Consider the following 23,545-nt stretch of genomic DNA (forward strand, 5'->3'; position numbering starts at 1 on the left):
ATAAAGCGATGTCCCTCCAAAATACTAAGGCTATGCCGGGAAGGAGGATTATATAACTACTTATCAAAGATAAGATTTGAAATTAAAAGGAAAAAATAAATAAAAGCCGGTATTCCATACAAGGATACCGGCTTTGTGCGTGTCAAATAGGGCTTAGAGCAGTTCACATCATCAATTTCCAGACTCAGTCATATCGGCAAAAGCACTCAAATTCCTACTTATCTGTAATGCCATATTTTTTGCCATCAATTGTAATGGTATAATTGGTAGGCCCGCTTATTGGCACGTAATAGACGATGCTCATATCTATGCTTTGGCCAGGAGCTACTGATTTCCAGGTAGGAATGGTTACTGCCACACGGTGAAAATCACCCTTTAATCCACCAACGTTTGGCCCCGTATGACCAGCAGAAATCAGTTTTACACTATCCCCACTGTAGCTACTAAATTGGGCTGAGGTAGAAGTAGGCACATCGAACTCAATGACAGAGCCACCTGTGATCGTTAGATTACTGTTATTGGTTATTTTTAGCGTAGGATTGATTGGGTAATTTTGATCGCCTAGTTGAAATCCAGTTACCTCTATCTGTAGGGCTAGTTTATCGGCTGGAAGAGGGGTCTTGCTGTTCGAAGTATCGTACGGCGTTGCTGCCACAAATTTGCTATGCATCAATTTCGTTAAAGTAGAACCCATGTAGTATTCTCCTTTACCATCATTGCGATCCTTGTACCAGTCGTAGTCACCTGCCATTTCCCAGATCAAGATTCCACCAATTCCATTTTTCATTACATAATCTGCTTTGGCACTAATAGATTGTTCATCCTCAGTAGATAGAAAAACTTTCTTCTCAGCATTCCAAAGCCATGGGGCAACAAGAGTAGAATCATAGTTACGCTTATAGGTACCAGTCAACACTGGATTTACAATCCCATGATCCTTCAAATAGGAGCCAGCAATCCCTTTTTCGAGATTTTTGGCATGCCACATTGGATTTGAACCTGCCCCTTCTTCTTTGCCATTCTCATCTTTATCATGCCAGATGTTATCAATACCTGTAGCACCATCACCGCAAGTGGTTTGTCCAGTTGGACAATTTTTGCCTACAGCTTTTCCCCATAATCCATCTGTTCCTCCCACAACATTTTGGAAGCCACGAGTATAGTAGGGAACCCCGATGTTTATTCGTCCTGCCTGCATCATCCCACGCATGTAATGGTAAGCCCAATCTGTATTGAGATAGCCAATACCTCCATATTGAGGTGTATTATAGATGTTGTATTTGATTAACTCTCCATCTTTTCCATCATCAAATAACGCAGCGTTAGGGCCAACGAATTCATTCCATGCTCCGTGAAGATCATAGGACATTACATTCACATAATCCAGATACTTCAAGGCTTGGAAGGATTCCATTCCACGTAATAAATAAGCAGAAGAGGGGGATGCCACGGTTAGCATATAATATTTCCCGTCCTCAGCGGATGCCTGATCCAGCTTGACTCGCAAGGTTTTTAATAAGGCGTCATAGCCTGCCATTAGCCCTTTTAAGCGTGGTGTGGAAAATTGCCAATCTAATGGATTGCCCGCTTGGTTCATTGTAGTTGGGTATTCGTAGTCGATGTCTACTCCTTCAAAATTATATTTGCGTAAAAATTCAACAGCAGAGGTAGCGAATGTGTCAATTGCAGTCTGATTAACAGAACCATCTGCATTCGTTGTCATCGTGTAAAAGCCTCCAGAAGCAATTCGCTTTCCACTCTCATCAATGTAACCACCTGATTCAGCCCATCCACCAACGGAAACAAGGGTTTTTACGCCAGGATTTTTTTTCTTCAATTGTGTTAGCAAATTGAAGTGACCTTTATAGGGTAAGGAAGGGTCCATAGATGCATCCGGATACTCCGGCCAAGTCATACCTAACGCTGGATTCGTTGTATCAGTAGGAGAACCAACAGATATGCGGTTACTACTGTCAACATGGGCAAAGGCGTAGTTAATATGCGTTATATTTTTCCATGGGATATCGGAAGCTAAATATTTAGATTGTCCATTTTTCCCTGTTCTCCAGCTAGTAAAGTAACCAATTATACGCCGCTTTGAATCATTAGCTAGCTTTTCACGTCCATCTTGGTCATATGCTTGGCAATAAGGAATGTTTTTTACGCCAGAATCATATAGACCTGCTGGACGGCAGGGCACTGCTGGATCAGGTGGTAAAGTGTCTTTATCTGTAGTGACTTCGATTCCTTGACTAGCCTCAGATTCTAATCCTTGATTATCTTTTGCCTTTACTGTGAGCGTGTATGTGGTATTGGGGGTCAGATTCGTGATCGTAGCTTTGGTTTCTGTAACCGCTTCCAAACCGCCGTTAAAATAAACCGTATAGCCTATCACTTGTTTGTCATCGGTAGAAGCATTCCATGTAAGAGAGACACTTGTAGAGGTTTTTGCTGTTACAGCTACATTGGTAGGGACGGTAGGGGGAGTGTTAGAAGGATCAGGTGGAGTACTGGGATCTGTAGAGCAGGCACCAAGGTCCTGCCATACATCACTGGTACCTGGCGTTTCACCTTGTGTCCACCATTTTGCCTTCCATTCATGGCCGTTGTAAGAAGATTGTTTTCCATCTGTGTAAATCATTTTACTGTCCCATGCAGCAGAGCAAATCGTTGCTCCAGATGCCTTAGCTGATAGAATTGCCGGGAAGATACTTGCAAAAAGCACGAAGGCTAACAACAAAAAACTGAATTTTCTGACTGAACGAATAGCAGGAATACGTAGATACATCTTTTTCATCTCCTAACTTTCATTTTTTACTTAGTTCAGTTCATGTCATTGTTGTTTATTTTAGATTGGTTCGTTTAAATATACAATAGACTGAATTAAATGAAAAGTGTATTTTTGTGAAATGAAACAGTTTGTGAGAAAAAGATAGTAGAGACCTGAGTAAAGTTTCGTGCAATGATTCGAAAACTTCCAGTCTAATTCTTGCACAAATGCATAACGAACATTTGGACTAAAACTTTCACTAGCTAGGCGATATAATAAAGCCATAAAGCGATTGATATAATTATAAAATATGTATAGAAAGCGCTAACATTAATTTTGTTATTAAGATGTAGATATAGTGCTAACAAGAATGAAGCACTAAGAAACACTGGGACATGGAGAAGGAGGTTAAAGGATCACCATGCTAAGTGAACTATTAACCAGAGACCACATTCAAGTTATTGAAGAAATCCCTACGTGGGAGGAAGCTATACGCTTAGCTGCTCAGCCATTACTAGATGATGGAAGCATTCAGGACACCTACATTCAGGCTATGATTCATAATGTGAGGGAGCTGGGGCCGTATATAGTGATTGCACCAGACATTGCGATTCCTCATTCGCGTCCTGAGAATGGCGTAAATAAAGTAGGCATGAGCTTTCTGAAATGTCATAAACCGGTTTCCTTTTCAGAAAAAGCAGAGCATCAGGTCAGATTATTCTTTGTGCTGGCAGCTACGGATAATGACTCCCATTTAGGTGCACTATCTCAATTAACAGAAGTATTATCTGATCCAAATTCTTTACAAACCCTGTTAACAACAGATTCTATCGAAGAGGTTTTTCAGCTTATTCAGGTAAAAAATAATCAGTAAATATAACAATTACATTTGAGGAGGAATCATTTATGAAAAAGATTTTGGTGGTATGCGGAAACGGTCTAGGAAGTAGTTTTATTGTGGAAATGAACGTGAAAAAGATTCTAGGTGAGTTAGGCATTGAAGCGGAAGTATCACATACCGATTTGGCTTCTAGCAAAACAGAGAGAGCTGATCTATATCTAGGCTCTAAAGATATCGTGGGAAATCTTGAAGATGGTTCACGTGTTGTTGAAGGATTAACAAACATTTTGGATCAAAACGAAATTCGTCAAGTCCTGAAAAAACACTTCTAACGCTAGAAGTGTTTGGATTCCTCTTTATTGCACCATGAAAAAAGAAAAGTGGAGGGATTGCCCATGCTAGATTTTCTGATGAACGATATTTTAGGAACACCTGCGATCTTGGTCGGACTCTTCGCTTTATTCGGCTTGTTGCTCCAAAAGAAAAATATTGCTGACATCATCGCAGGTACTTTGAAAACCACTATGGGCTTTATTATCCTAGGTGGTGGAGCTAGCATTTTAATTGGCTCTTTAGACGCTTTTAGCAAAATATTTACAGAAGCTTTTCATATTAACGGGGTTATTCCAAACAACGAGGCGATTGTAGCCATTGCTCAACAGACGTTTGGGAAAGAAACAGCGATGATCATGTTCTTCGGAATGGTAGCTAATATTTTGTTTGCACGTTTTACCCCGTTTAAATATATTTTCTTAACGGGTCATCATACGCTGTTCATGGCTTGTTTGTTATCCGCAGTATTATCCACAGGTGGTTTTACTGGTGCACCGTTAGTTATTATTGGATCGGTTTTATTGGGAGCTTTGATGGTTTTATCTCCAGCGATTACACAACCATATACACGTAAAGTAACCGGTTCTGACGATTTCGCCATGGGTCACTTTGGATCATTTGGATACGTAACAGCTGGCTTTATTGGAGCAAAGTTTGGCAATAAAGCAAAATCTACAGAAGATATTAAAGTTCCAAAATCTCTTGGTTTCCTGCGTGATACATCAATTTCTATCTCTTTGACGATGGCACTCTTGTATTTGATTATTGCACCATTTGCTGGGCAAAGCTTTATCGAGACCCAACTTTCTAACGGACAAAACTTCATTGTATACTCCTTTATTCAAGCAATCACTTTTGCAGCTGGTGTGTATATTGTTCTAGCTGGGGTACGGATGTTGATTGCAGAAATTATTCCTGCCTTTAAAGGGATTGCCGATAAAATTGTACCAAATGCAAAACCAGCGCTCGATTGCCCAACTATATTTCCATTTGCACCAAACGCCGTTATTATTGGTTTCCTAGCTAGTTTTGTGGCAGGTCTAATCGCCATGTTTATCTTGCCAGTGATTGGTCTTAAGGTTATCGTTCCTGGTGTTGTAGGTCACTTCTTCACAGGTGCCGCCGCAGGTGTTTACGGAAATGCTACAGGTGGACGACGAGGTGCGATCATCGGTGCTTTTGTAAATGGGTTATTGATCTCTCTCTTACCAGCTCTATTATTACCGGTACTGGGTGGACTAGGTTTTGAAGGTTCTACGTTTGGTGATGCTGACTTTGGAATTGTAGGGATTATTCTTGGAAAAATGATTACGTTGTTTCAATAGATAAAAAAGGTAACAAATACTAGTAGGCTAGTTTCACGTTATGTGAAACTAGCTTTTTTGATAATTGAAGGACCAAAATTTCAAATAAAAAATGTATGTTTGAGACCACGCAGGTATTTATTGGGGGAAGTTTGCAACATTTAAGTGAAATACAGGTATAAAAATAGGGTGAACATACAAGAGAAACAGCTTTATTCCTAGATGATTAAAGCTGTTTTTTGAATTAAAAAAACGAGTTTCTTCCTATTATAATGGCAACTGTGCAAGGGCTATAAAAATGACCGTGCAAATTGTGCAAAAGCATATTTCTCTTTGCAAATGAAAAATGACAGACATCCAAGTTTTGCAAGCAAATGATAGGCTGTCAAGAAATGGACGATATTTGTAAGAGCTTACAGTTGATTTGTAGAAGAATTATGTATATAATCAAAAACAATCACAAACAATTAAAAACGATCGTAAATTAATCACAATCGATCAAATATGTGATTTTTACTAAAGGAGCGACAATTGAATGTTAACTCCAGAACGACATCAACTCATTTTGGCTTTGCTCAAAGAAAAAGAAGTGGTTACTGTTCATGAATTGGTAGATACCACGAATGCATCTGAATCAACTATTCGTCGGGATTTAAGTGAGTTAGAAGAAAAACGTTATTTAAAACGTGTTCATGGTGGGGCTTCTATCTTGCATCGCAAACTCGAAGAACCGACTGTGCTAGAAAAAGTAAAGAAAAGTGAACAGGAAAAAGTAGCGATTGCTGCTTATGCCGCTTCTCTTATCAAGGATAAGGATTCCATTTATTTAGATGCAGGTACGACAACAGAACAGATGATTCCCCACATCACAGCTAAGCAGATCGTAATTGTTACGAACGGTCTTAATATTGCCCTGACTGCTCGACAATATGATTGTAAGACCATTTTAATCGGTGGTGAGTTAAAAGCAGGTACGATGGCCGTGATTGGTAGAGGGGCTGCAACCGGGATGGGGCAATATCGCTTTGATAAATGCTTCCTTGGTATGAATGCCTTTGATCTCACACATGGCTTTACTACTCCTGATCCAGAGGAGGCCTATATCAAGCAATTGGCGCTTTCTTATTCAGATGAGAAGTATGTGCTGTGCGATTCACAAAAGTATGGAGAGGTGACATTTGCCAAAGTAGCGGATATAAACGAAGCGATGATTATTACAGATGATCGCATAAATCCGGCAGAAGCAGAGAAAGTAAGAAAACTAACAAGATGCAAAGTGGTGAAATTATGATTTATACGGTAAGTCTTAATCCTTCGATAGACTATCACATCTGGTTGCCAAGCTTGCAAGTAGGAAGAATTACCGGAGCAACAAAAGAAATAAAAATGGCTGGAGGCAAGGGAATTAATGTCTCTAAAGTATTAAAGAATGTAGGAAAAGAATCGGTGGCTCTCGGATTTATTGGTGGATTTACAGGTGAATTTATTGCTCAGGAAATGGAAGCGCTTGATATATCAACTTCTTTCATCAAAGTAGAGGGAGATTCACGAATTAACGTCAAGATGAAAGCGGAGACAGAAACAGATATCAGTGGTGTTTCCCCAGAGATTCCTGCCGCAGCATTTGCGCAATTGATGGACCAAATCCAGAGTTTGCACAAAGATGATTATTTAGTGTTAGCAGGTAGTGTACCTAAAAGCCTTAACAGTGACACTTACGAAACAATGATGGACGTTCTTGCAAATAAAGGTTTGCAAATTGCACTAGATGCTAGTGGAGATGCTCTAAAAAGGGGCATTACCAAGAAGCCATTTTTTATCAAACCCAACCATCATGAACTAGGCGAATTGTGTGGAGTAACCATTGCCACACCGATAGAAGCCTATCAGCATGCCAAGCGAATAGTTGATCAGGGAGTGGAGAACGTTATTGTTTCTTTGGCAGGCAAAGGAGCGGTCTTTGTAAATCAGGAAGGCGCTTATGTTGCCCAATTTCCCGAGAGTAAGCCTGTTAATTCGATTGGAGCCGGAGATTCTGTAGTTGCAGGATTTTTATACGCTAAAAGCGAGCAGATGCAAGAGGCAGAAGCCTTTCAATTTGCGATTGCTTGTGGTACAGCAACAGCTTTGTCCGAAGGTTTTTGTACACCAACGACTATTGCTAAATACTTGCCAACCATCCAAGTGGCAAAAATATAGAACCAGGGGGACAAGGAAATGCGTATCTTAGACATGCTGCGAGCAGATACTATTGTTATGCACCTATCTGCAACCTCCAAGGCAGAGGTCATTCAAGAACTGATTGACCAATTGGACCAAGCAGATTGCCTGAACGACAAAGAAGGAATGAGAGAAGCAATATTAGCTCGTGAAGCTCATGCTTCAACAGGAATTGGTGAAGGAATTGCTATTCCCCATGCCAAAACCGAAGCGGTAAAAAAACCAAGTATTGCGTTTGGCTACTCCCGTGAAGGAATAGATTACGATGCATTGGACGGACAAAAATCGCATTTATTTTTCATGATTGCAGCTACTGCCGATGCTAACCAGGCGCACTTAGAAACCTTGGCACACCTGTCTGAAATGCTCATGGACGAGTCCTTCCGACAAGAATTGACTCAGGCTACGACCAAGGAAGAATTATTAAAAATGATTGCGAGAAAAGAAAAGGAAAGTCATAATGTAGAGGAGCCCTCTGTTTTACCAGGTGAAACAGGAGGAGTAAAAGTTGTCGCCGTGACAGCTTGTCCAACAGGGATCGCTCACACATATATGGCAGCCGATGCTTTGAAAAAGAAGGCAGAAGAAATGGGCATAGCCATCCGTGTAGAGACAAATGGTTCCGGTGGTGCAAAGAATAAATTGACATCTGAAGAGATTGAACAGGCAGATGCGGTAATCGTTGCTGCTGACAAACAGGTCGATATGGACAGGTTTAAGGGCAAGGTAGTGATTGAAGTGCCGGTAGCTGATGGAATTCGTAAGGCAGAGGACTTGATTACACGAGCAATAAATCAAGATGGCCCAGTCTACCAAGGTGGCACGTCTTCCGCAGATTCCTCTGAAGATAAGTCAGGCAGATCAGGTTTTTACAAGCATTTGATGAGCGGTGTATCCAACATGCTACCATTGGTGGTTGGTGGAGGTATCATCATCGCTATTAGCTTTATGTTTGGGATTAATGCAGCCAATCCGAATGATCCCACTTTTAGCCCGATTGCCAAGCTGCTGAGTGACATCGGTGGTGGTTCCGCTTTCAAACTGATGATCCCTGTATTAGCGGGTTATATTGCCATGAGTATTGCTGATCGACCAGGTTTAGCCCCTGGTTTAGTTGGTGGATGGCTAGCCGCGGAAACAGGCTCTGGATTTTTAGGTGGATTAATTGCTGGTTTCCTTGCAGGTTATTTGGTGGTAGGATTGAAAAAAGTGTTTTCTGGTTTGCCTCAGTCTCTTGAAGGTATTAAACCAACTCTGTTGTACCCGTTGTTTGGTATTTTGCTAACAGGTCTAGTCATGCTTGGCGTTGTTTCACAACCGGTCGCAGCACTTAATAACTGGTTAACAGCTTGGTTAAGTAATATGGGACAAGGAAATGCTGTCATTCTTGGTATTGTAATCGGTGCCATGATGGCTGTTGATATGGGCGGTCCTGTGAATAAAGCAGCATTTACATTCGGTATCGCTATGATTGCAGCAGGAAACTATGGTCCACACGCAGCAATAATGGCTGCTGGTATGACACCTCCATTAGGAATTGCATTGGCAACGACTTTGTTCAAAAAGAAATTTACTGCACAGGAAAGAGAAGCAGGTAAAACCGCATATATTTTAGGAGCTTCCTTCATCACGGAGGGTGCAATTCCGTTTGCAGCAGCTGACCCAACACGCATAATTCCGGCAACAGTTCTGGGCTCCGCTGTAGCAGGTGGCTTGTCGATGTTCTTTGGATGTACACTACCAGCTCCTCATGGAGGAATGTTTGTTCTTCCAGTTGTAGGTAATGTTGGGATGTATATTGTGTCAATTTTGGTAGGGACATTGATTACTGCCTTGATGATCAATATACTAAAAAAAGAAGTTCATGAATAACTAAATTAACGAGAAAAAGGAGAAATATTCCATGTTAACAAAAACTTGCGTAATTCAAAACCCTGCTGGCTTGCATGCTCGTCCAGCAACAATGTTCGTACAAAAGGCAACTTCTTTCTCTTGCGATGTAAATTTAATTAAAGGCACAAAAAAAATTAACGGCAAAAGCATCATGGGTGTTATGACACTTGCAGCGAAAAAAGGCGATGAAATCGTACTTGAAGTAAGTGGCGAAAACGAAGCTCAAGCTCTTGAGGAATTGGGCGCGATCCTAGAAAGTGCAAAAGAATAGTTAGGAGATGATCCGTCTTGCTTTGTAAAGGTATTGCAGCAGCCCAAGGGATCGCTCTTGGTCGAGCTTTGGTAAAGGTAGAAGAAACCCTCTCTTATACACGTAAAACACTTGTAGCGGATGAAGTAGCTGCGGAAGTGGCACGTTTGAAAGAGGCTTTGAACAAAACCAACTCCCAATTAGAAGTGATTAAACAAAAAGCACTTCGTGACATTGGGGAAGCAGAAGCAAAAATCTTCGAAGCTCACCAACTGTTTCTGGAAGATCCAGAATTCGTTGGAGCAATGGAAGGTAACATCGAGAATGATAAAGTGAACGCTGAAGCAGCTTTAGAAGATGTTCGTGACATGTTCGTAGGTATGTTTGAGAGCATGGACAACGAATATATGCGCGAGCGTGCAGCAGACCTGCGTGACGTAAGCCAACGAATTCTAAAGAACTTGCTTGGTGTGGAAGACACTTTGGTTGGTGATTCCAAAGAACCAGTAATTCTGGTTGTTCATGACCTGACACCATCCGATACCGCACAACTTGATAAGAGCAAAGTGAAAGCGTTTGTAACCAATATTGGTGGTCGTACTTCTCACTCTGCAATTATGGCACGCACGATGGAAATTCCTGCGATTACTGGTCTTAACGATATCACAGAGAAAGTTCAAACCGGTGATATGTTGATTGTTGACGGTGAGACAGGTGATGTATACGTAAATCCTGAGCAAGAGCTCATTGCTACGTACCAGAAAAAATTAGAAGAGTACGAGGCACAAAAAGCTGCATGGGCACAATTAGTCAATGAACCATCTGTATCAAAAGACGGTCATCATGTTGAATTAGTTGCGAACATCGGTAACCCTCATGACGCTGAAGTAGCTGATAAAGCAGGCGCTGAAGGTATTGGTCTGTTCCGTACAGAATTCTTGTACATGGGCCGTGATAACTTCCCGACTGAGGAAGAACAATTTGAATCATATAAAGCCGTAGCACTTACGATGGACAACAACCGTCCTGTAGTTATTCGTACGTTGGATATCGGTGGAGATAAAGAGCTTCCATACTTGCAATTGCCGCATGAAATGAACCCGTTCCTAGGCTACCGTGCGATCCGCATTTGCTTAGATCAAGTGGACTTGTTTAAAACGCAATTGCGTGCCCTTTTACGAGCAAGCGCATTTGGTAACATTAAAATTATGTATCCAATGATCGCTACTTTAAAAGAGCTGCGTCAAGCAAACGCAATCTTAGAAGAAGTAAAAGTAGAGCTTCGCGGTAAAGGTATTGCCTTTAACGAGGAGATTGAAGTGGGAATGATGATTGAAATTCCTGCAGCAGCTGTCATCGCTGATCAATTGGCAAAAGAGGCTGACTTCTTCAGTATTGGTACAAATGATTTAATTCAATATACCATGGCATGCGATCGTATGAACCAACAAATTTCTTACCTGTATGATCCGTATAATCCAGCAGTATTGCGTTTGATTAAAAACGTGATTGATGCTGCTCATAAAGAAGGCAAATGGGCTGGTATGTGCGGAGAGATGGCAGGAGAGGAATATGCATTGCCAATCCTTCTTGGTTTTGGACTTGATGAATTTAGCATGAGTGCACCTTCTGTATTGCGTGCACGTCATATGCTAAAACAACTAAGCTATAAGGAACTTCAAGCTGTTTCTGAGCACGTACTTAGCTTGGAAAGTGGCGAAGAAATTCGTGATTACATCAAGACTAATGTATTGGACAAGTTATAAGAAAAACGTAAGCAGGCTGTTGAGATAACTCTCAATGGCCTGTTTTTTTATTACAAATAAGTCGGTAGAAATTTTTGTAGATATTTTACATAAAAAATGAAAAATATCCCTTTTTTCTCTTGTATTGATAATGATAATCGTTTACATTTATATGTGAGTACTTTCAAATTTTATTAAAAAACCTAAATATCTACTTCTTTGGTAAAAAAAGCGTAGCAAGCAAAAGGAGATGCAATATGAAGCATGTTAAAGATATTGCCGAACACGCAGCTATGCAAAGCTTTCTGAACTGCTATCTCCGGGAAACAGGAAACGGTAGGTGGATGACGACAAATGGAGAAAATTATCTTCATGTGCCGTTGGTGTCTCAGAAAATGGATTTATACGTCAAGGCCAGCTATCAATCGCCGACAGGAAGGCATCTATTTGACTATCCTGCCTTTTATCAGAGTAGAGAAGAGGCACCAGTAGTTGAAGCTGATTATGTCACGATGACTGTATTATTGGTTAAGGAACTGTCGTTACAGCATGGAACGAAGGCAGTACCAGACGAGCTGGTATTGCGAGTTATTCAAAGCTGCCAAAATATGGAGAGATACTTAGCAGCTCGCTATGACGACGGGGAAGAGCTATATGGCTTTGAAATGGATTTCATTACGGCTGAGCAAGCTTTACTCTTTGGACACCTTTTCCATCCTACACCAAAGAGTCGGCAAGGAATTCCTGATACAAAGCAGGCTATTTTTTCGCCAGAGCAAAAAGGAGCCTTCCCTTTACACTATTTTGCGGCCCATCACTCTTTAGTCTTAGAAGGATCGGGATTCGAACAATCTGCTACCGAGATTATCAAAGCAGAGCTAGGGCAGGAAGTGCTAGATCGAGACGGGATTAGACAATATGCAAGGAATGAAAATTACTCACTTATCCCTCTGCATCCGCTACAAGCGGAATGGATGTTGGATCAACACTCCGTTCAGAAGTACATCAAGCGTGGTTTGTTGCACAATCTAGGCCCTCTAGGTGAATTTTATCAAGCTACTTCTTCATTGCGAACGGTCTACCATCCAGATAAAAGCTTTATGATAAAGCTTTCTATTCCTGTTAAGGTGACTAATTCTTTACGTGTTAACAAACGATCAGAGTTAGAAAGTGGAGTAGAGGCAAAAAAGGTACTGGATACAATTGCGGAGGATATGAGCAAAAAATACCCAGGATTTGCTTTTATACACGATCCCGCTTATATCACACTCAAGCTGGACGAGCAGGATGAGTCAGGATTTGAGGTCATCTTACGCCATAATCCCTTTCAGGGTAGTGAGGCTAACAATACTACAGTGCTCGCTGCTTTAATTCAGGACCCATTACCTGGACAACAAAGTAGACTGGCTGTGATTATTTTACAGCTTGCGAGGCAGGAGGGGCGGACGCCATCAGAGGTGAGTCTTGAGTGGTTCCGGCGTTATCTGGAAATTTCACTCAAGCCAATGGTATGGCTCTATCTCAAGTGGGGAATTGGCTTAGAAGCTCATCAGCAGAATAGTATTGTTAAGCTTCAGGACGGATATCCTAGCCAATTTTACTACAGGGATAATCAAGGATATTATTACTGTCAATCAATGAAGGAATTGTTATCTCGAAATTTTCCTAATCTTGGTGAAACGAGCAAAAACGTAACTGAAGACAGCTTGGTGGACGAACGGTTACGTTATTATCTGATTTTTAATCATATGCTTGGTCTTATTAATGGCTTTGGTACCGCAGGATTAATAGATGAACAGCAGTTATTAGATGAGATGCGCACTGTGTTACAAGAGTTTTTGCCGTTAAATAGAGAACCATCTCAATTTTTACATAGTCTGCTGACGTCAGAAAAGCTTGCTTGCAAGGCGAATTTACTTACTCGTTTTCATGATGTAGATGAACTAGAGGGTGAAGAGAGCAACTCTGCTATCTTTGTTCAGATCGATAATCCGCTTGCAAAAGCAAGTAAGCGTCAAATAGAACTCAAAACTGAAAACCAACTGGCGCTACGTTAACAAAACGGAAAAATGACTGTTGATAATGGAGGCTTTGGTAATGCAAGTAACTGACTGCGATGTGAACATTGGGGAAGCCATTCGCTCCGAACAATACTTGCAGGTGCGAAGAAGAGTATTTCGTCAGTGTATTGAATCCATGATCTACGAAGGAATTTTGACTCCTGAAACACAGCTAGAAGAAACATCTACACGTATCACCATCACGGGGTGGGATGAACATGACCAACCAGTAGCTTACCAATGCTGGGCGCGACGGACCATTACATTTGGAATGATCCGGCTTTTACCATCTAAACCGCTGATGCGTGTTGATGGTAAGACGGAGCAAGAGGCAGAGTCGATTACGCGCTTTTTAATGGATATATTCCGCAAAAGAGACGTAAATGAGCAAATGCTAGCCTCGTTTGCCCAAGAATTGGAACAAACCCTGCTTAAAGATACACTTGCACAGTATAGTCGGGCAGAACGGAAAGTATGGCTAAGGGGAAAGAGCTACGACGAACTGGAGGGCGACCTGATGGACGGTCACCCATATCACCCTAGCTACAAATCTCGGCTAGGATTCGATTACCTTGATCATTACGCATATGGACCAGAGTTTAAACAGGAAGTGCAGCTATTATGGATAGGCATACATAAACAGTATGCGCATGTAAAAACAGATCAGGATATGGAGACTCAGCAGTTATTTTTGGATGAATTGGGAGTAGAACAGAGAGAAGCTTTTCGTTCGGTTTTCGTACAACAAGGATGCGATCCTGAGGAGTATGATATGTTACCGGTGCATCCGTGGCAGTGGCGCAAACATATCGTTCCCGCTTTTCAGGCTGATTTGCATGCCAAAAGAATCGTGGAGCTGGGGCTCTCCAACGATCGTTATCGACCACAGCAATCAATTCGGACGTTTGCCAACAGCAGCAATCGAATCAAACCTTATGTGAAGCTAGCGATAAATGTAGTCAACACTTCCGCAGCTCGTCACTTAACCCCGCATTCGCTTGCTAGTGCGCCACTCATTTCCCGTTGGTTAAAGGGAATGCGAGATACAGACCCATATCTCAAAGATGAGATCAAATTAGTTATGCTTGGAGAATTTGCGACGGTTTCCTATGATCCACCACCTCCAGCAGATTTGGTTGAGATGGTGACGTTTGGTGTGATTGGATGCATGTGGAGAGAAAGCCTGCATCAATACCTGGAGCCTGATGAAGAAGCTGTTCCCTTCAATGCTTTATCTGCAAGAGAGTTAGATGGAGTCCCGTTTATTGATCCATGGATACGTGAGTATGGTATTGAGAATTGGCTGAGACAATTGGTTGAAAAAAGTGTACTACCAGTTGTCCATTTACTGGTTAAGCATGGGATTGCGCTGGAGTCTCACGCTCAAAACATGATACTGATCCATCGCAAAGGGGTTCCCGTGCGAGTTGCATTAAAAGATTTTCATGAGGACTTGATATATTGTAAACCATATCTGAACGATCCAGAGGCATGTCCGGATTTTGCGAATGTACATGAATTTTATGCAACTGTGGAGCCTAATGTCATGTTCCACATGGACGATCCTTCGCTTGTACGAGACTTAACATTAGAAACGCTATTTTTAATTAATTTAGGCCAATTGGCGCTTATGTTGGCTGAACATTATGATTTTGCAGAAAGTAGATTTTGGATGCTAATAGCTCAAATGATCGAGCAGCACCAAAATCGTTTTCCTGAGCTGAAGGAACGGTTTGAGCTTTTTCAATTATTTGTTCCAAGCATCATGGCAGAGCAATTAACTAAGCGACGCCTTTATTCTGATAACGTGACGCATGTACACCAAGTACCCAATGCTCTATATCAAGCTAGAGAAAGCTTGCGAGCTATCCCTGTAGGAGGTGATAAACCATGTTGATCATCAATGAAAATGAAATCGGTTCAAATCAATTTGATTCTCGACTGCTGAGCTATTTAGGAATGCACCATTTTCAACAACCAGAGGGAAAAAGATACGCTTTATGCATGTCCAATGCGTTAGACATTATTAGTCTCGTCCTTTATTTACGTGACCATGGTGCTTCGGTTCTGCTTATTCATGGTGAAACGCCAGAAAAGACAGCTTATCAAATGGCAGTGGACGGTCAATGCTATGGGCTTATCTACCATGTTCCAGAAAACTTTGTGTTGGTCCCACAAGAAGGGGCGACAGAGCAGGAACCTTCTGTTTATCAATACAGCTCGGGAACGACTGGTCAACCAAAGTTGGTAAGACGTAGCTGGAAAGAAATCAACGTAGAAATGTCAGCATATAACCAGGTATTTCGTGCATATGAGGACTTAGTTCCGATAGTAATGGCGCCCGTTACTCATTCCTATGGATTGATTTGCGGGGTATTGGCTACTTTGGAACGAGGAAGTAAGCCATTGGTGGTTACTCATAAGAATCCCAAATTTGCTTGGGAGGTTATTAAAAAGACACCACAGCACATCGTTTATGGGGTACCGTTGCTATTCCACGTCTTATCCAGTTTTACTAGTGAAGCGGTTCGTTTTCATCGAATCATGACCTCTGGTGCTCCTATGCCGGAGCAATTATTTACGAGGCTACAAGGCATGACAGATACGATGATGCAACAGTATGGTTGCTCAGAGACGGGATGTATAAGTATCAGTGAACAGATGACCTCTCATGTTGATCTAGGAAAGCCTCTATCACATGTGACGCTTACAGCAGGAGTGGAAATGGATAGCCCGGCGGAGATTACGGCTACGATCAATAATAAGACAATCTATACACAGGATTTAGGGTATTGGCAAGCAGGCCATATTCAATTTGTTGCCCGAATGGATGATGTAATTAATGTATCAGGTTTGAAGGTGTTTCCTATGGAAGTAGAGGAAATGATTTTAAAAATGGACGGGATAAAAGAGGTTGTTGTTTATAGAGGCCAGCATCCTGTAATGGGTGAGGTAGTTAAGGCGATGGTCGTAGCTGATGAGAGTATCACCCCTTCTAGCATTCGAGATTGGTGCTTACCCAGATTGCCAGCCTACAAGGTTCCTTTTGAAATTACTTGTGTACAAAGGATCCCGAAAACACCAAATGGTAAAGTAAGTCGTCGCTTGTTAGAAATGGAGGAAGTTGTTCATGAAGCGTGAGGAACGAATGGAACAGATAAAAGAAATAGTGACCAAGAAGCTAAAATTGACTCACGTCGTCACCTTAGATGAATCCATACGATTACAGGAGGATTTATTGATTGATTCAATCATGCTTCTTCAGTTGATTGTTTATATTGAGGAAGAATTGCAATTGATGGTCCCAGCAAAAGAATTGGACCCACGTACTTTTCTTACAGTAGGATCTTTGCTTGACTTTATCGAGCAGTTACAGCCAGTTAATACTACTGCTCTATCGCCTACTCCTACGCAATAGATTTTTAACGATTTTGTACCAATACGTACAGCTCAGGGGGATTTCATGGTTAAGGTTCATTGCTTAATTAGTTGCTTTTGTGAAGTAATCAAACGATATACCCATGTGGATTACCGTCCCTATTATTTTGGGGTTTGGGATGCTGATTTTGTCAAAAAAGAAGACGGAGTTCTAACCTACTACACAGACAATCATGAGCCGATTATAAATGGATTTGAACACCTTTTTAGTGCTAACGTACAGGAATGGTACGATTCTAATAAAGATAAAGAGAGTAATTTGCAAACCTTTTTAGAGCTACTTGATTCTCGCAACGAGCATCAGTTTGTGCTTGTACAGATTGATATGTCACTTATTCCTGAACGTGATAATAAATTCGCTTTAAAGCCTTTTCCTCATTTTTTGATGATTTCTAAAACAGAGAACGAGGACGAATGGTTTATGTTCGACCCAGACTTTCGCTGGGAGGGAAATGTAAAAAAGGCAACAGTCATAGAAGCATTCCTACAAAATCCATTCGGAGGCGGCTATTTATTTGATGCTAGGAATATCGTAGCACCCTCCTATGAAAAAACGGAGCAATACTTTCATGCCACTTTTCAACGGAGTCATAATGAATTTACTAGTAGTCTGAAAGCACTGATCTCAGATATGGCAGAGGAGAGGAATGGATATACTCTCGATATGCTACTACCTGCTGTGAAACAGGTGAAAGTGATTGCGATCCGAAAATATAGCTACGAGTATGCGTTCATGTTTTTTAAAGATTATCTTCAATATTCCCGTGATGAATTTTTACGGTTAGCTTATCAGATTGAAGATGTTGTACAAGCCTTCACCACGGCGCAATATCTGGCGGTAAAAATGTCTATGACTAAGAATCTAGTACTGCTACCTCCGATCATTGAGGCCCTTGAGGAAGCCGATACGATTGAATTACAGATTAAAGAAGAGCTAGAGAGCCAGTTTGTACAATGGACGTTGATGGATAGAGCAGCTGTGACTCTTAATGAAGAGGAATGGAGGTAGGGTTGATGAAATTTTCACTATGCACGATTTCTTTTCGCCATCAGCTAATCTCTTTTGCGGATATGGTTGAATTTGCCAGGCGACATGATTTTGACGGTATCGAATTATGGGGGATTCATGCTCAGCACTTGTATGATGGGGATCGAGAAAAAGCAGAAGAACAGCTTCGTATCTTAACAAAGCATGAAATGCAGATATCGATGCTAAGCGACTATTTAGATATATCCTCTCATCAATCATTCTCCAAAACGCTCGATAAAGGGAAACGATTAATCTCCTTAGCGAAGTGGTTAGGGGGCAATCGCATTCGGACGTTTGCTGGGCAGAAGGCAAGTGCTGAGGTATCGGCAAGCGAGCGAGCGTTATATGTAGGGCATTTGCGCGAACTGTGCGATCTATGTGGGGAGAATGGGATGGAACTGCTCTTAGAGACACATCCCAACACATTGACTGATGATCTCACATCTACGCTGACCCTATTAGAAGAAATTAACCATCCATCGATAGCAATCAACCTGGACTTTTTGCATATCTGGGAATCCGGTGCTGATCCAATTGACAGCTTTGAAAAGCTACAGCCATGGGTGCGCCATTATCACCTGAAAAATATCGTTTCTACTGAGCATTTGGGAGTTTTTCTGCCAAATAATGTTTACTCGCCAAGTGGAAGCCGCGAAGGGATTGTCCCATTAGCATATGGAGCAGTAGACTATCGTTCTATTCTTGAAGTTATTGCTAAGACAGATCATTTTGCATCGATCGAGTGGTTTGGTCCTAACCCAGCTAAGGTATTAGGTGAAGAAATGAAATGGTTGCGCCAACAAGTACCAGCTCAGTCATTAAGTCTTTTATAGCAAGTAAATATAAATTGAAAATAGGTAGTACTATAACATAAAAAGATAGCCATCCAGGCTATCTTTTTGCATGTAAAAACTTGATTAAAGCATAATCCGTTTCAGTAAACGCATAACATGGTTAAGAACCTTTGAGGTTAACAACTGTTGTATCGCTATCTCTAATGAAATGTGATGAAACAACAAAGTAAAAGGAGGATACCATGTTTAACTGCGTTTTAAAATGGATTTCTGCTGGATCAGCCTTCGCTTTATTTTTATCCACAGTACCCGTAGACGTATTGGCAGTATCTAAGACACAGGTGACTGTATCGGTTAACGAAGTCAAACGTAAAAATCACCCGACCACAGATACCAAAGATGACCAAGACATAACTACAGCTGATCAAAACACGTCTACTTCAAAAAAAGAACCAGATCCATCTAACGAAACAAAAACAAAGTCAAAGACAGGGCAACAAAAACCAAACATTACGATCCCAGTAGATTTTACTGAATCGGAAGAAAAGTCCAAGGATCAATCTAAGGATATACACTTAGCCCCACTACTCCCCGCAAAGAATAACGCTTCCACAACTGATATGGTCACATTGAAAAATGCAAAGAAGCTCCTATCACAGTTCTCCCTAACACATGAAAAGCTTAATGTTCACGTAGACCACTGTGTGGATGTGACTTTGGTAGCTCCTACTATAGAGTTAGACTATAAAGTAATGAGCGATAACCCAGACATTGCTACTATTACCAAACAAGCTGATAATCGATTGCGTATTCAAGGGAACTCCCCTGGTAAAGCCCGTTTTTATGTTTTCATAGATAAAATGGCTCCCACATATATCGGTGAAGTGCAAGTATATGCAAATACGGATGTAAACCAAGATGGGCTACTAACTTCTGAGGATGTAGCGTTCGTTCAAAAACATATGGGCAAAGATAAGAAAGATCCTACCTGGGCAAAAATTAAAAATGCTGATGTCAATCGGGATGGCAGGATTGATAGTCATGATAAAAAATTGGTGCAACAGCAGCTTGATCAGTACAAACATTTACAGTCGTATGAACGTGTGATTTTGATTGGTATTAGTGGACTTGGTAACGCTAACAAAAAGATTTTTACTCCAAATATGGATAGCTTGATTAAGAACGGGACCTATACGTATGCAGCCAAGCCCGTAGCTGAACAAAAAAGTGCAGAAAACTGGGCAAGCATCCTACTTGGTGTACCTCCTGAGGAACATGGTATTACTAGCAGTAATGTAGATACTAATTCGCGTACGACATATAGTCCACATGCTTCTGTGATTCGGTGGCTACATGAAGAAAGACCGGAAGCTCATATCGGGGCTTTTACAGCTAACGCAGATATCCGTCGAGGGATTTTAGAAGAAGAGTTAGCAAAAGTCGACCAAATTACCATGAACACTGGTAGTCAAAATCTATCTGATGCAGAAGTAGCCAAGCAAGCGGCATCGTATATTTTACATCAAGGGAATAAAAATAGATTAACGTTTGTTCAATTACAAGGCCCAAAGCTAGTAGCGAATCAATATGGCTATCATTCCGCAAAATATACAGAAGCTGTGCGGAAAGTGGATCAGGAAGTGGGACTTATACTAAAGGCGCTAGAGATACAGAAACAGAAAAATAAATCCTTAATTCTTTTGGTAACAGATGAAGGAGCTGATGTTGATTACCCTACTTCTACGAACAAGTTTAACAAACTGACATGGGCAGTATCAGGACCGGATATAAAGACAGGTAACAATCCAAATTCTATTTCCACAATGGATACGGCAGCGGTCATCGTGGAAGCTCTAAAGCTGAACAAGCCAACTGTTTTCGCTGCAAAAGTACCACGAGATGTATTCGGTAAAGATGTGAAGGTTAAGAGCATTCGGATAAATAAATCAAGAATCAAACTGGATAAGGGGGATACTGTTACGGTTCGAGCTACTGTTTCTCCTAAGGATGCGACCAATCAAAACGTAGAATGGAAAAGTAAAAATAAACGGATTGCGACTGTAAAAGACCGAGGGAAGGGTAAAGCCGAAATTAAAGGAAAGCGAGAAGGGACCACTTATGTTTATGTTATTTCTGATGATGGAGATAAGGAGGATAGAGTTAAAGTAATTGTAGAGGATGATTCTTCATCAGGTTCAGGAGCAAATTCTCGTAAAGACAAAGAGAACAATAAAGAGTGGCAACGTGAAATGATAAGAGCCGTTGAAAAAGAAGGCGGTAGGGTTATTTCAAAAGTTGTTCATTTTGATAAAAAAGATAACTTTTCTTATACAGTAGATGGGAGAATAGATATAAGCACAACGGCTGTGTTTCACTATGATGACAAACAGAATCGCTTGTCTTATGTACCGGCTGATTTTGAGTATGTACGTAGCGAAACTAGAGTCAAAATACGGGATCAGCGATTGACTGGAACCTTTGCCCTTGCTACCTTCAAAAAGACATTCCGAGATATGTATGGACACTGGGCACGTCATGATGTGGAATTGTTAGCAAATAAACTAATGATCTATGGTCAGTCAAGTAATTATTTCGTACCAGAACAACCAATTACCCGTGCTGAATTTGTAGCGATGGTAATAAGAGCGCTTGGAGAACAAGAAGGAAGTGGTTCACGCTTTAGCGATGTTTATTCATCCGCATGGTATGCTGGTGCTGTAGAGACAGCAAGGAGCAGAGGTTATGTTCTTGGTTACGAAAATCGAATGTTTGGACCAAACAAAACCATTACTCGTCAGGAAATGGCAGTTATTATGAAACGCATATTAGAAAAACGGGGGCTTCGTGTAAAGATTACTACCGGTCAACAAGCTACTTTTAGTACTTTATTCCATGATCTAGGCCAGCTTGCTTGGGGAAAACGTGATCTAGCAGAGGCTTATTACGCTGGACTCATTCAAGGTGTCAGCTACGGGTATTTACAACCACAGGCAAATGCAACACGATCTCATTGTGCCGTAATGATCAAACGAATGATTGGAAAACTTAACTTGTTGTAGAGATAAGTAGGGATAAAAGACAAGCATACGGATCGGGAATTAGTAAACGTCGCCCGGTTCGTATGCTTTTTTATCGAGTATGCCGAATTAATTTCTCGGTAGCATAGCCTGGACAAAAAATGCTCTTACCCTATAAGGTTTGGAGGAATGTAGGTAAATATTGTTCAAAGGTTTCTCGATTAATACGTAAAAATTTAGACTGGCCTTCATTGCGCATATGGATGAGCCCTGCTTCTCGTAAGGTTCGAAAATGATAAGAGGCATTAGATTTTGACATGTGACAAAGTTCACCGACCTCCCCGCACTTTGCCTCTTGTTCTTTTTGAAAAAGAACCCGAATGACCTGCAGGCGTGTTTCATCCGCCAATGCTTTTAAAATTTTTATTCGCTGTTTATCTTTAATTAAAATATTAGACATGGAAAAATAATACAAAAAATAGGTATTATCTGCAAGTTTTTTATTTAGCAAAAAACAATTACGCGGACCAAGTAAACCCACAGATGAATAGGCAAGCCCATCCTGCTAGAAAAGCAAGCCCACCTAGTGGTGTAATAGCACCAAGCTTACGAATACCTGATAAACTCAGCGCATATAAACTTCCCGAAAAGAGGACAATCCCCACAACAAACAACCATCCAGCAGCAGTAAGTAGTGCACTCGTCCCTAGGACTTTGATCAAAATCGCTGTCATCACTAAAGCGAGAGAATGGTACATCTGATATTGTGCACCGGTCTGAAAATTGGCCAGCATGCTATCGCTTCGTTTTCCTTTTAAACCGTGAGCTGCAAATGCCCCTAGCGCCACAGAGAGAAAACCGCCTATGCCGCCTAGTATCATGAAGGTTTGAGCCATTTTTAGTCTTCCTTTCTCTAAACCGTTGATTTACAAATATTGTACATCAATAATAAGGAAAACCACAGCAACGCAAGCACATCACAAGAAGTATCTTATTGATTAAGATGAATGTTTTGTTAAAAATGAAAGTATTTCTATTCGATGTGCTTATGGAGTGATACAATAGGGCTTATTATTATGAAAGTCCGGTACGAAGGAAGGGAGAGAGGAAAGATGAAGCGTTTTTGGAAAATGAAAGAACCGGTTAATACATGGACGCATTTTATTACGTTCCTGGCTGGTATTGTTGGTCTTGTGTTTTTGATCGTTTTGTCCCGTCACAGTGTTTCCAAGCTGATTACATTAACAGTCTTTGGTGTTAGTATCATCTTGTTATACGGTGCAAGCTCCTTATATCATTGGGTAAGGACAACGCCAGCAAAAGAGATGATGCTCAAGAAATTTGACCACATCGCTATTTATTTCCTCATTGCAGGCTCGTATACGCCCGTGTTTTACTATGGTTTATCGGGTGGCTGGAAATGGAGTATGCTCGGTGCTGTGTGGGCATTAGCATTGATCGGAATGTTCCTGAAAATTTTCTATATTCACGCTCCGCGCTATGTATCTACGGCTTTTTATGTGACATTAGGCTGGATTGCGGTCGTTCCGTTTGTCCAACTAATCAATCACTTACCGATTGGAGCGATTGCTCTCATTATCATTGGTGGCGTAATGTATACGATAGGAGCAATCATTTATGCGACCAAAATATTTGATTTTTTCCCCAATCGTTTTGGGTTTCATGAGATATTTCATTTGTTCGTGATGGCAGGAACCACGCTTCATTTTATCATGGTAGTAAAGTACATTGTTCCCATCTAATAAAGCTTTTTATAAGGGTTCCATTGTGTTGTAATTAGTTGCTTTTCATCAAAAGACATGATATTGTTAATACGTTGCGATGAAACG

At 41.0% G+C, this 23,545-nt stretch carries 19 protein-coding genes; 16 read left to right on the forward strand and 3 right to left on the reverse strand.

The annotated features are described in order from the left end of the window. Positions 1-214: 214 nt before the first annotated feature. Positions 215-2,788: a glycosyl hydrolase family 18 protein gene (locus ACQV1I_RS04980; protein ID WP_116332945.1), complete on the reverse strand. Its 2,574-nt coding sequence runs from the start codon at positions 2,786-2,788 to the stop codon at positions 215-217. A gap of 403 nt (positions 2,789-3,191) precedes the next feature. On the opposite strand from ACQV1I_RS04980, the gene ACQV1I_RS04985 reads away from it, so the two are divergent. From ACQV1I_RS04985 to ACQV1I_RS05055, 15 genes are all read left to right on the forward strand, one after another. After that, a complete protein-coding gene (locus ACQV1I_RS04985) occupies positions 3,192-3,644 on the forward strand; it encodes a PTS sugar transporter subunit IIA (protein ID WP_116332947.1) in 453 nt (150 codons plus the stop codon). Between the two features lie 32 nt (positions 3,645-3,676). Further along, the gene (locus ACQV1I_RS04990; RefSeq protein ID WP_116332949.1) at positions 3,677-3,943 is read left to right on the forward strand and encodes a PTS sugar transporter subunit IIB; all 267 of its coding nucleotides are present in this window, start codon (positions 3,677-3,679) and stop codon (positions 3,941-3,943) included. A 63-nt stretch (positions 3,944-4,006) separates the two neighbouring features. After that, positions 4,007-5,269 (forward strand): PTS ascorbate transporter subunit IIC, encoded by a 1,263-nt coding sequence (locus ACQV1I_RS04995; protein ID WP_094700673.1) that lies wholly within the window; start codon positions 4,007-4,009, stop codon positions 5,267-5,269. Between the two features lie 514 nt (positions 5,270-5,783). Then, positions 5,784-6,539, forward strand: coding sequence for a DeoR/GlpR family DNA-binding transcription regulator (locus tag ACQV1I_RS05000; protein ID WP_018671492.1), 756 nt, complete (start codon positions 5,784-5,786; stop codon positions 6,537-6,539). After that, positions 6,536-7,447 carry a 1-phosphofructokinase gene (gene pfkB, locus ACQV1I_RS05005; protein ID WP_018671491.1) on the forward strand — a complete coding sequence of 304 codons (912 nt, stop codon included), beginning with the start codon at positions 6,536-6,538 and terminating at the stop codon, positions 7,445-7,447. Before ACQV1I_RS05000 ends, pfkB begins: the two co-directional genes overlap by 4 nt. An 18-nt stretch (positions 7,448-7,465) precedes the next feature. Next, complete coding sequence (locus tag ACQV1I_RS05010; RefSeq protein WP_116332951.1) at positions 7,466-9,340, forward strand: PTS fructose transporter subunit IIABC; 1,875 nt, start codon at positions 7,466-7,468, stop codon at positions 9,338-9,340. 31 nt (positions 9,341-9,371) lie between these two features. Further along, positions 9,372-9,632, forward strand: a complete 261-nt coding sequence (locus tag ACQV1I_RS05015) for an HPr family phosphocarrier protein (RefSeq protein WP_018671489.1) — start codon at positions 9,372-9,374, stop codon at positions 9,630-9,632. A gap of 17 nt (positions 9,633-9,649) precedes the next feature. Continuing rightward, a complete protein-coding gene (gene ptsP / locus ACQV1I_RS05020; protein WP_116332953.1) occupies positions 9,650-11,377 on the forward strand; it encodes a phosphoenolpyruvate--protein phosphotransferase in 1,728 nt (575 codons plus the stop codon). Positions 11,378-11,613: 236 nt separating this feature from the next. Continuing rightward, positions 11,614-13,413 carry an IucA/IucC family protein gene (locus ACQV1I_RS05025; RefSeq protein WP_116332955.1) on the forward strand — a complete coding sequence of 600 codons (1,800 nt, stop codon included), beginning with the start codon at positions 11,614-11,616 and terminating at the stop codon, positions 13,411-13,413. A 40-nt stretch (positions 13,414-13,453) separates the two neighbouring features. Continuing rightward, positions 13,454-15,313: an IucA/IucC family protein gene (locus ACQV1I_RS05030; protein ID WP_116332957.1), complete on the forward strand. Its 1,860-nt coding sequence runs from the start codon at positions 13,454-13,456 to the stop codon at positions 15,311-15,313. Beyond that, positions 15,307-16,557: an AMP-binding protein gene (locus tag ACQV1I_RS05035; RefSeq protein WP_116332959.1), complete on the forward strand. Its 1,251-nt coding sequence runs from the start codon at positions 15,307-15,309 to the stop codon at positions 16,555-16,557. The genes ACQV1I_RS05030 and ACQV1I_RS05035 overlap by 7 nt, the downstream gene beginning before the upstream one ends. Then, positions 16,547-16,834 carry a petrobactin biosynthesis protein AsbD gene (gene asbD / locus ACQV1I_RS05040; RefSeq protein ID WP_116332961.1) on the forward strand — a complete coding sequence of 96 codons (288 nt, stop codon included), beginning with the start codon at positions 16,547-16,549 and terminating at the stop codon, positions 16,832-16,834. Before ACQV1I_RS05035 ends, asbD begins: the two co-directional genes overlap by 11 nt. Before the next feature lie 45 nt (positions 16,835-16,879). Further along, positions 16,880-17,863, forward strand: a complete 984-nt coding sequence (locus ACQV1I_RS05045) for a DUF6005 family protein (RefSeq protein ID WP_116332963.1) — start codon at positions 16,880-16,882, stop codon at positions 17,861-17,863. Between the two features lie 5 nt (positions 17,864-17,868). Then, entirely contained in the window at positions 17,869-18,717 is an 849-nt protein-coding gene (locus ACQV1I_RS05050) for a sugar phosphate isomerase/epimerase family protein (RefSeq protein WP_116332965.1), read from the forward strand. A 203-nt stretch (positions 18,718-18,920) separates the two neighbouring features. Then, on the forward strand, positions 18,921-21,737 hold the full coding sequence (locus ACQV1I_RS05055) for an S-layer homology domain-containing protein (RefSeq protein WP_116332967.1): 2,817 nt from the start codon (positions 18,921-18,923) through the stop codon (positions 21,735-21,737). Between the two features lie 130 nt (positions 21,738-21,867). Here ACQV1I_RS05055 and ACQV1I_RS05060 read toward each other — a convergent pair whose 3' ends face one another. Continuing rightward, positions 21,868-22,206, reverse strand: a complete 339-nt coding sequence (locus ACQV1I_RS05060) for an ArsR/SmtB family transcription factor (RefSeq protein ID WP_412679147.1) — start codon at positions 22,204-22,206, stop codon at positions 21,868-21,870. Positions 22,207-22,213: 7 nt separating this feature from the next. After that, complete coding sequence (locus tag ACQV1I_RS05065) at positions 22,214-22,591, reverse strand: DUF423 domain-containing protein (protein ID WP_116332969.1); 378 nt, start codon at positions 22,589-22,591, stop codon at positions 22,214-22,216. A 216-nt stretch (positions 22,592-22,807) separates the two neighbouring features. Here ACQV1I_RS05065 and trhA point away from each other — a divergent pair, with 216 nt between their 5' ends. Beyond that, the gene (gene trhA / locus ACQV1I_RS05070) at positions 22,808-23,458 is read left to right on the forward strand and encodes a PAQR family membrane homeostasis protein TrhA (protein ID WP_018671478.1); all 651 of its coding nucleotides are present in this window, start codon (positions 22,808-22,810) and stop codon (positions 23,456-23,458) included. The last annotated feature ends 87 nt before the right edge of the window (positions 23,459-23,545 follow it).

This window comes from Brevibacillus sp. JB24b, assembly GCF_051713385.1.
Classification (GTDB): domain Bacteria; phylum Bacillota; class Bacilli; order Brevibacillales; family Brevibacillaceae; genus Brevibacillus_B; species Brevibacillus_B laterosporus.

What these genes read in the sequence shown, in the direction of transcription:
- ACQV1I_RS04980 (WP_116332945.1), bottom strand. Translation starts at nt 2,788, where the DNA reads ATGTATCTACGTATTCCTGCTATTCGTTCAGTCAGAAAATTCAGTTTT.
- ACQV1I_RS04985 (WP_116332947.1), top strand. Translation starts at nt 3,192, where the DNA reads ATGCTAAGTGAACTATTAACCAGAGACCACATTCAAGTTATTGAAGAA.
- ACQV1I_RS04990 (WP_116332949.1), top strand. Translation starts at nt 3,677, where the DNA reads ATGAAAAAGATTTTGGTGGTATGCGGAAACGGTCTAGGAAGTAGTTTT.
- ACQV1I_RS04995 (WP_094700673.1), top strand. Translation starts at nt 4,007, where the DNA reads ATGCTAGATTTTCTGATGAACGATATTTTAGGAACACCTGCGATCTTG.
- ACQV1I_RS05000 (WP_018671492.1), top strand. Translation starts at nt 5,784, where the DNA reads ATGTTAACTCCAGAACGACATCAACTCATTTTGGCTTTGCTCAAAGAA.
- pfkB (WP_018671491.1), top strand. Translation starts at nt 6,536, where the DNA reads ATGATTTATACGGTAAGTCTTAATCCTTCGATAGACTATCACATCTGG.
- ACQV1I_RS05010 (WP_116332951.1), top strand. Translation starts at nt 7,466, where the DNA reads ATGCGTATCTTAGACATGCTGCGAGCAGATACTATTGTTATGCACCTA.
- ACQV1I_RS05015 (WP_018671489.1), top strand. Translation starts at nt 9,372, where the DNA reads ATGTTAACAAAAACTTGCGTAATTCAAAACCCTGCTGGCTTGCATGCT.
- ACQV1I_RS05025 (WP_116332955.1), top strand. Translation starts at nt 11,614, where the DNA reads ATGAAGCATGTTAAAGATATTGCCGAACACGCAGCTATGCAAAGCTTT.
- ACQV1I_RS05030 (WP_116332957.1), top strand. Translation starts at nt 13,454, where the DNA reads ATGCAAGTAACTGACTGCGATGTGAACATTGGGGAAGCCATTCGCTCC.
- ACQV1I_RS05035 (WP_116332959.1), top strand. Translation starts at nt 15,307, where the DNA reads ATGTTGATCATCAATGAAAATGAAATCGGTTCAAATCAATTTGATTCT.
- asbD (WP_116332961.1), top strand. Translation starts at nt 16,547, where the DNA reads ATGAAGCGTGAGGAACGAATGGAACAGATAAAAGAAATAGTGACCAAG.
- ACQV1I_RS05045 (WP_116332963.1), top strand. Translation starts at nt 16,880, where the DNA reads ATGGTTAAGGTTCATTGCTTAATTAGTTGCTTTTGTGAAGTAATCAAA.
- ACQV1I_RS05050 (WP_116332965.1), top strand. Translation starts at nt 17,869, where the DNA reads ATGAAATTTTCACTATGCACGATTTCTTTTCGCCATCAGCTAATCTCT.
- ACQV1I_RS05055 (WP_116332967.1), top strand. Translation starts at nt 18,921, where the DNA reads ATGTTTAACTGCGTTTTAAAATGGATTTCTGCTGGATCAGCCTTCGCT.
- ACQV1I_RS05065 (WP_116332969.1), bottom strand. Translation starts at nt 22,591, where the DNA reads ATGGCTCAAACCTTCATGATACTAGGCGGCATAGGCGGTTTTCTCTCT.
- trhA (WP_018671478.1), top strand. Translation starts at nt 22,808, where the DNA reads ATGAAGCGTTTTTGGAAAATGAAAGAACCGGTTAATACATGGACGCAT.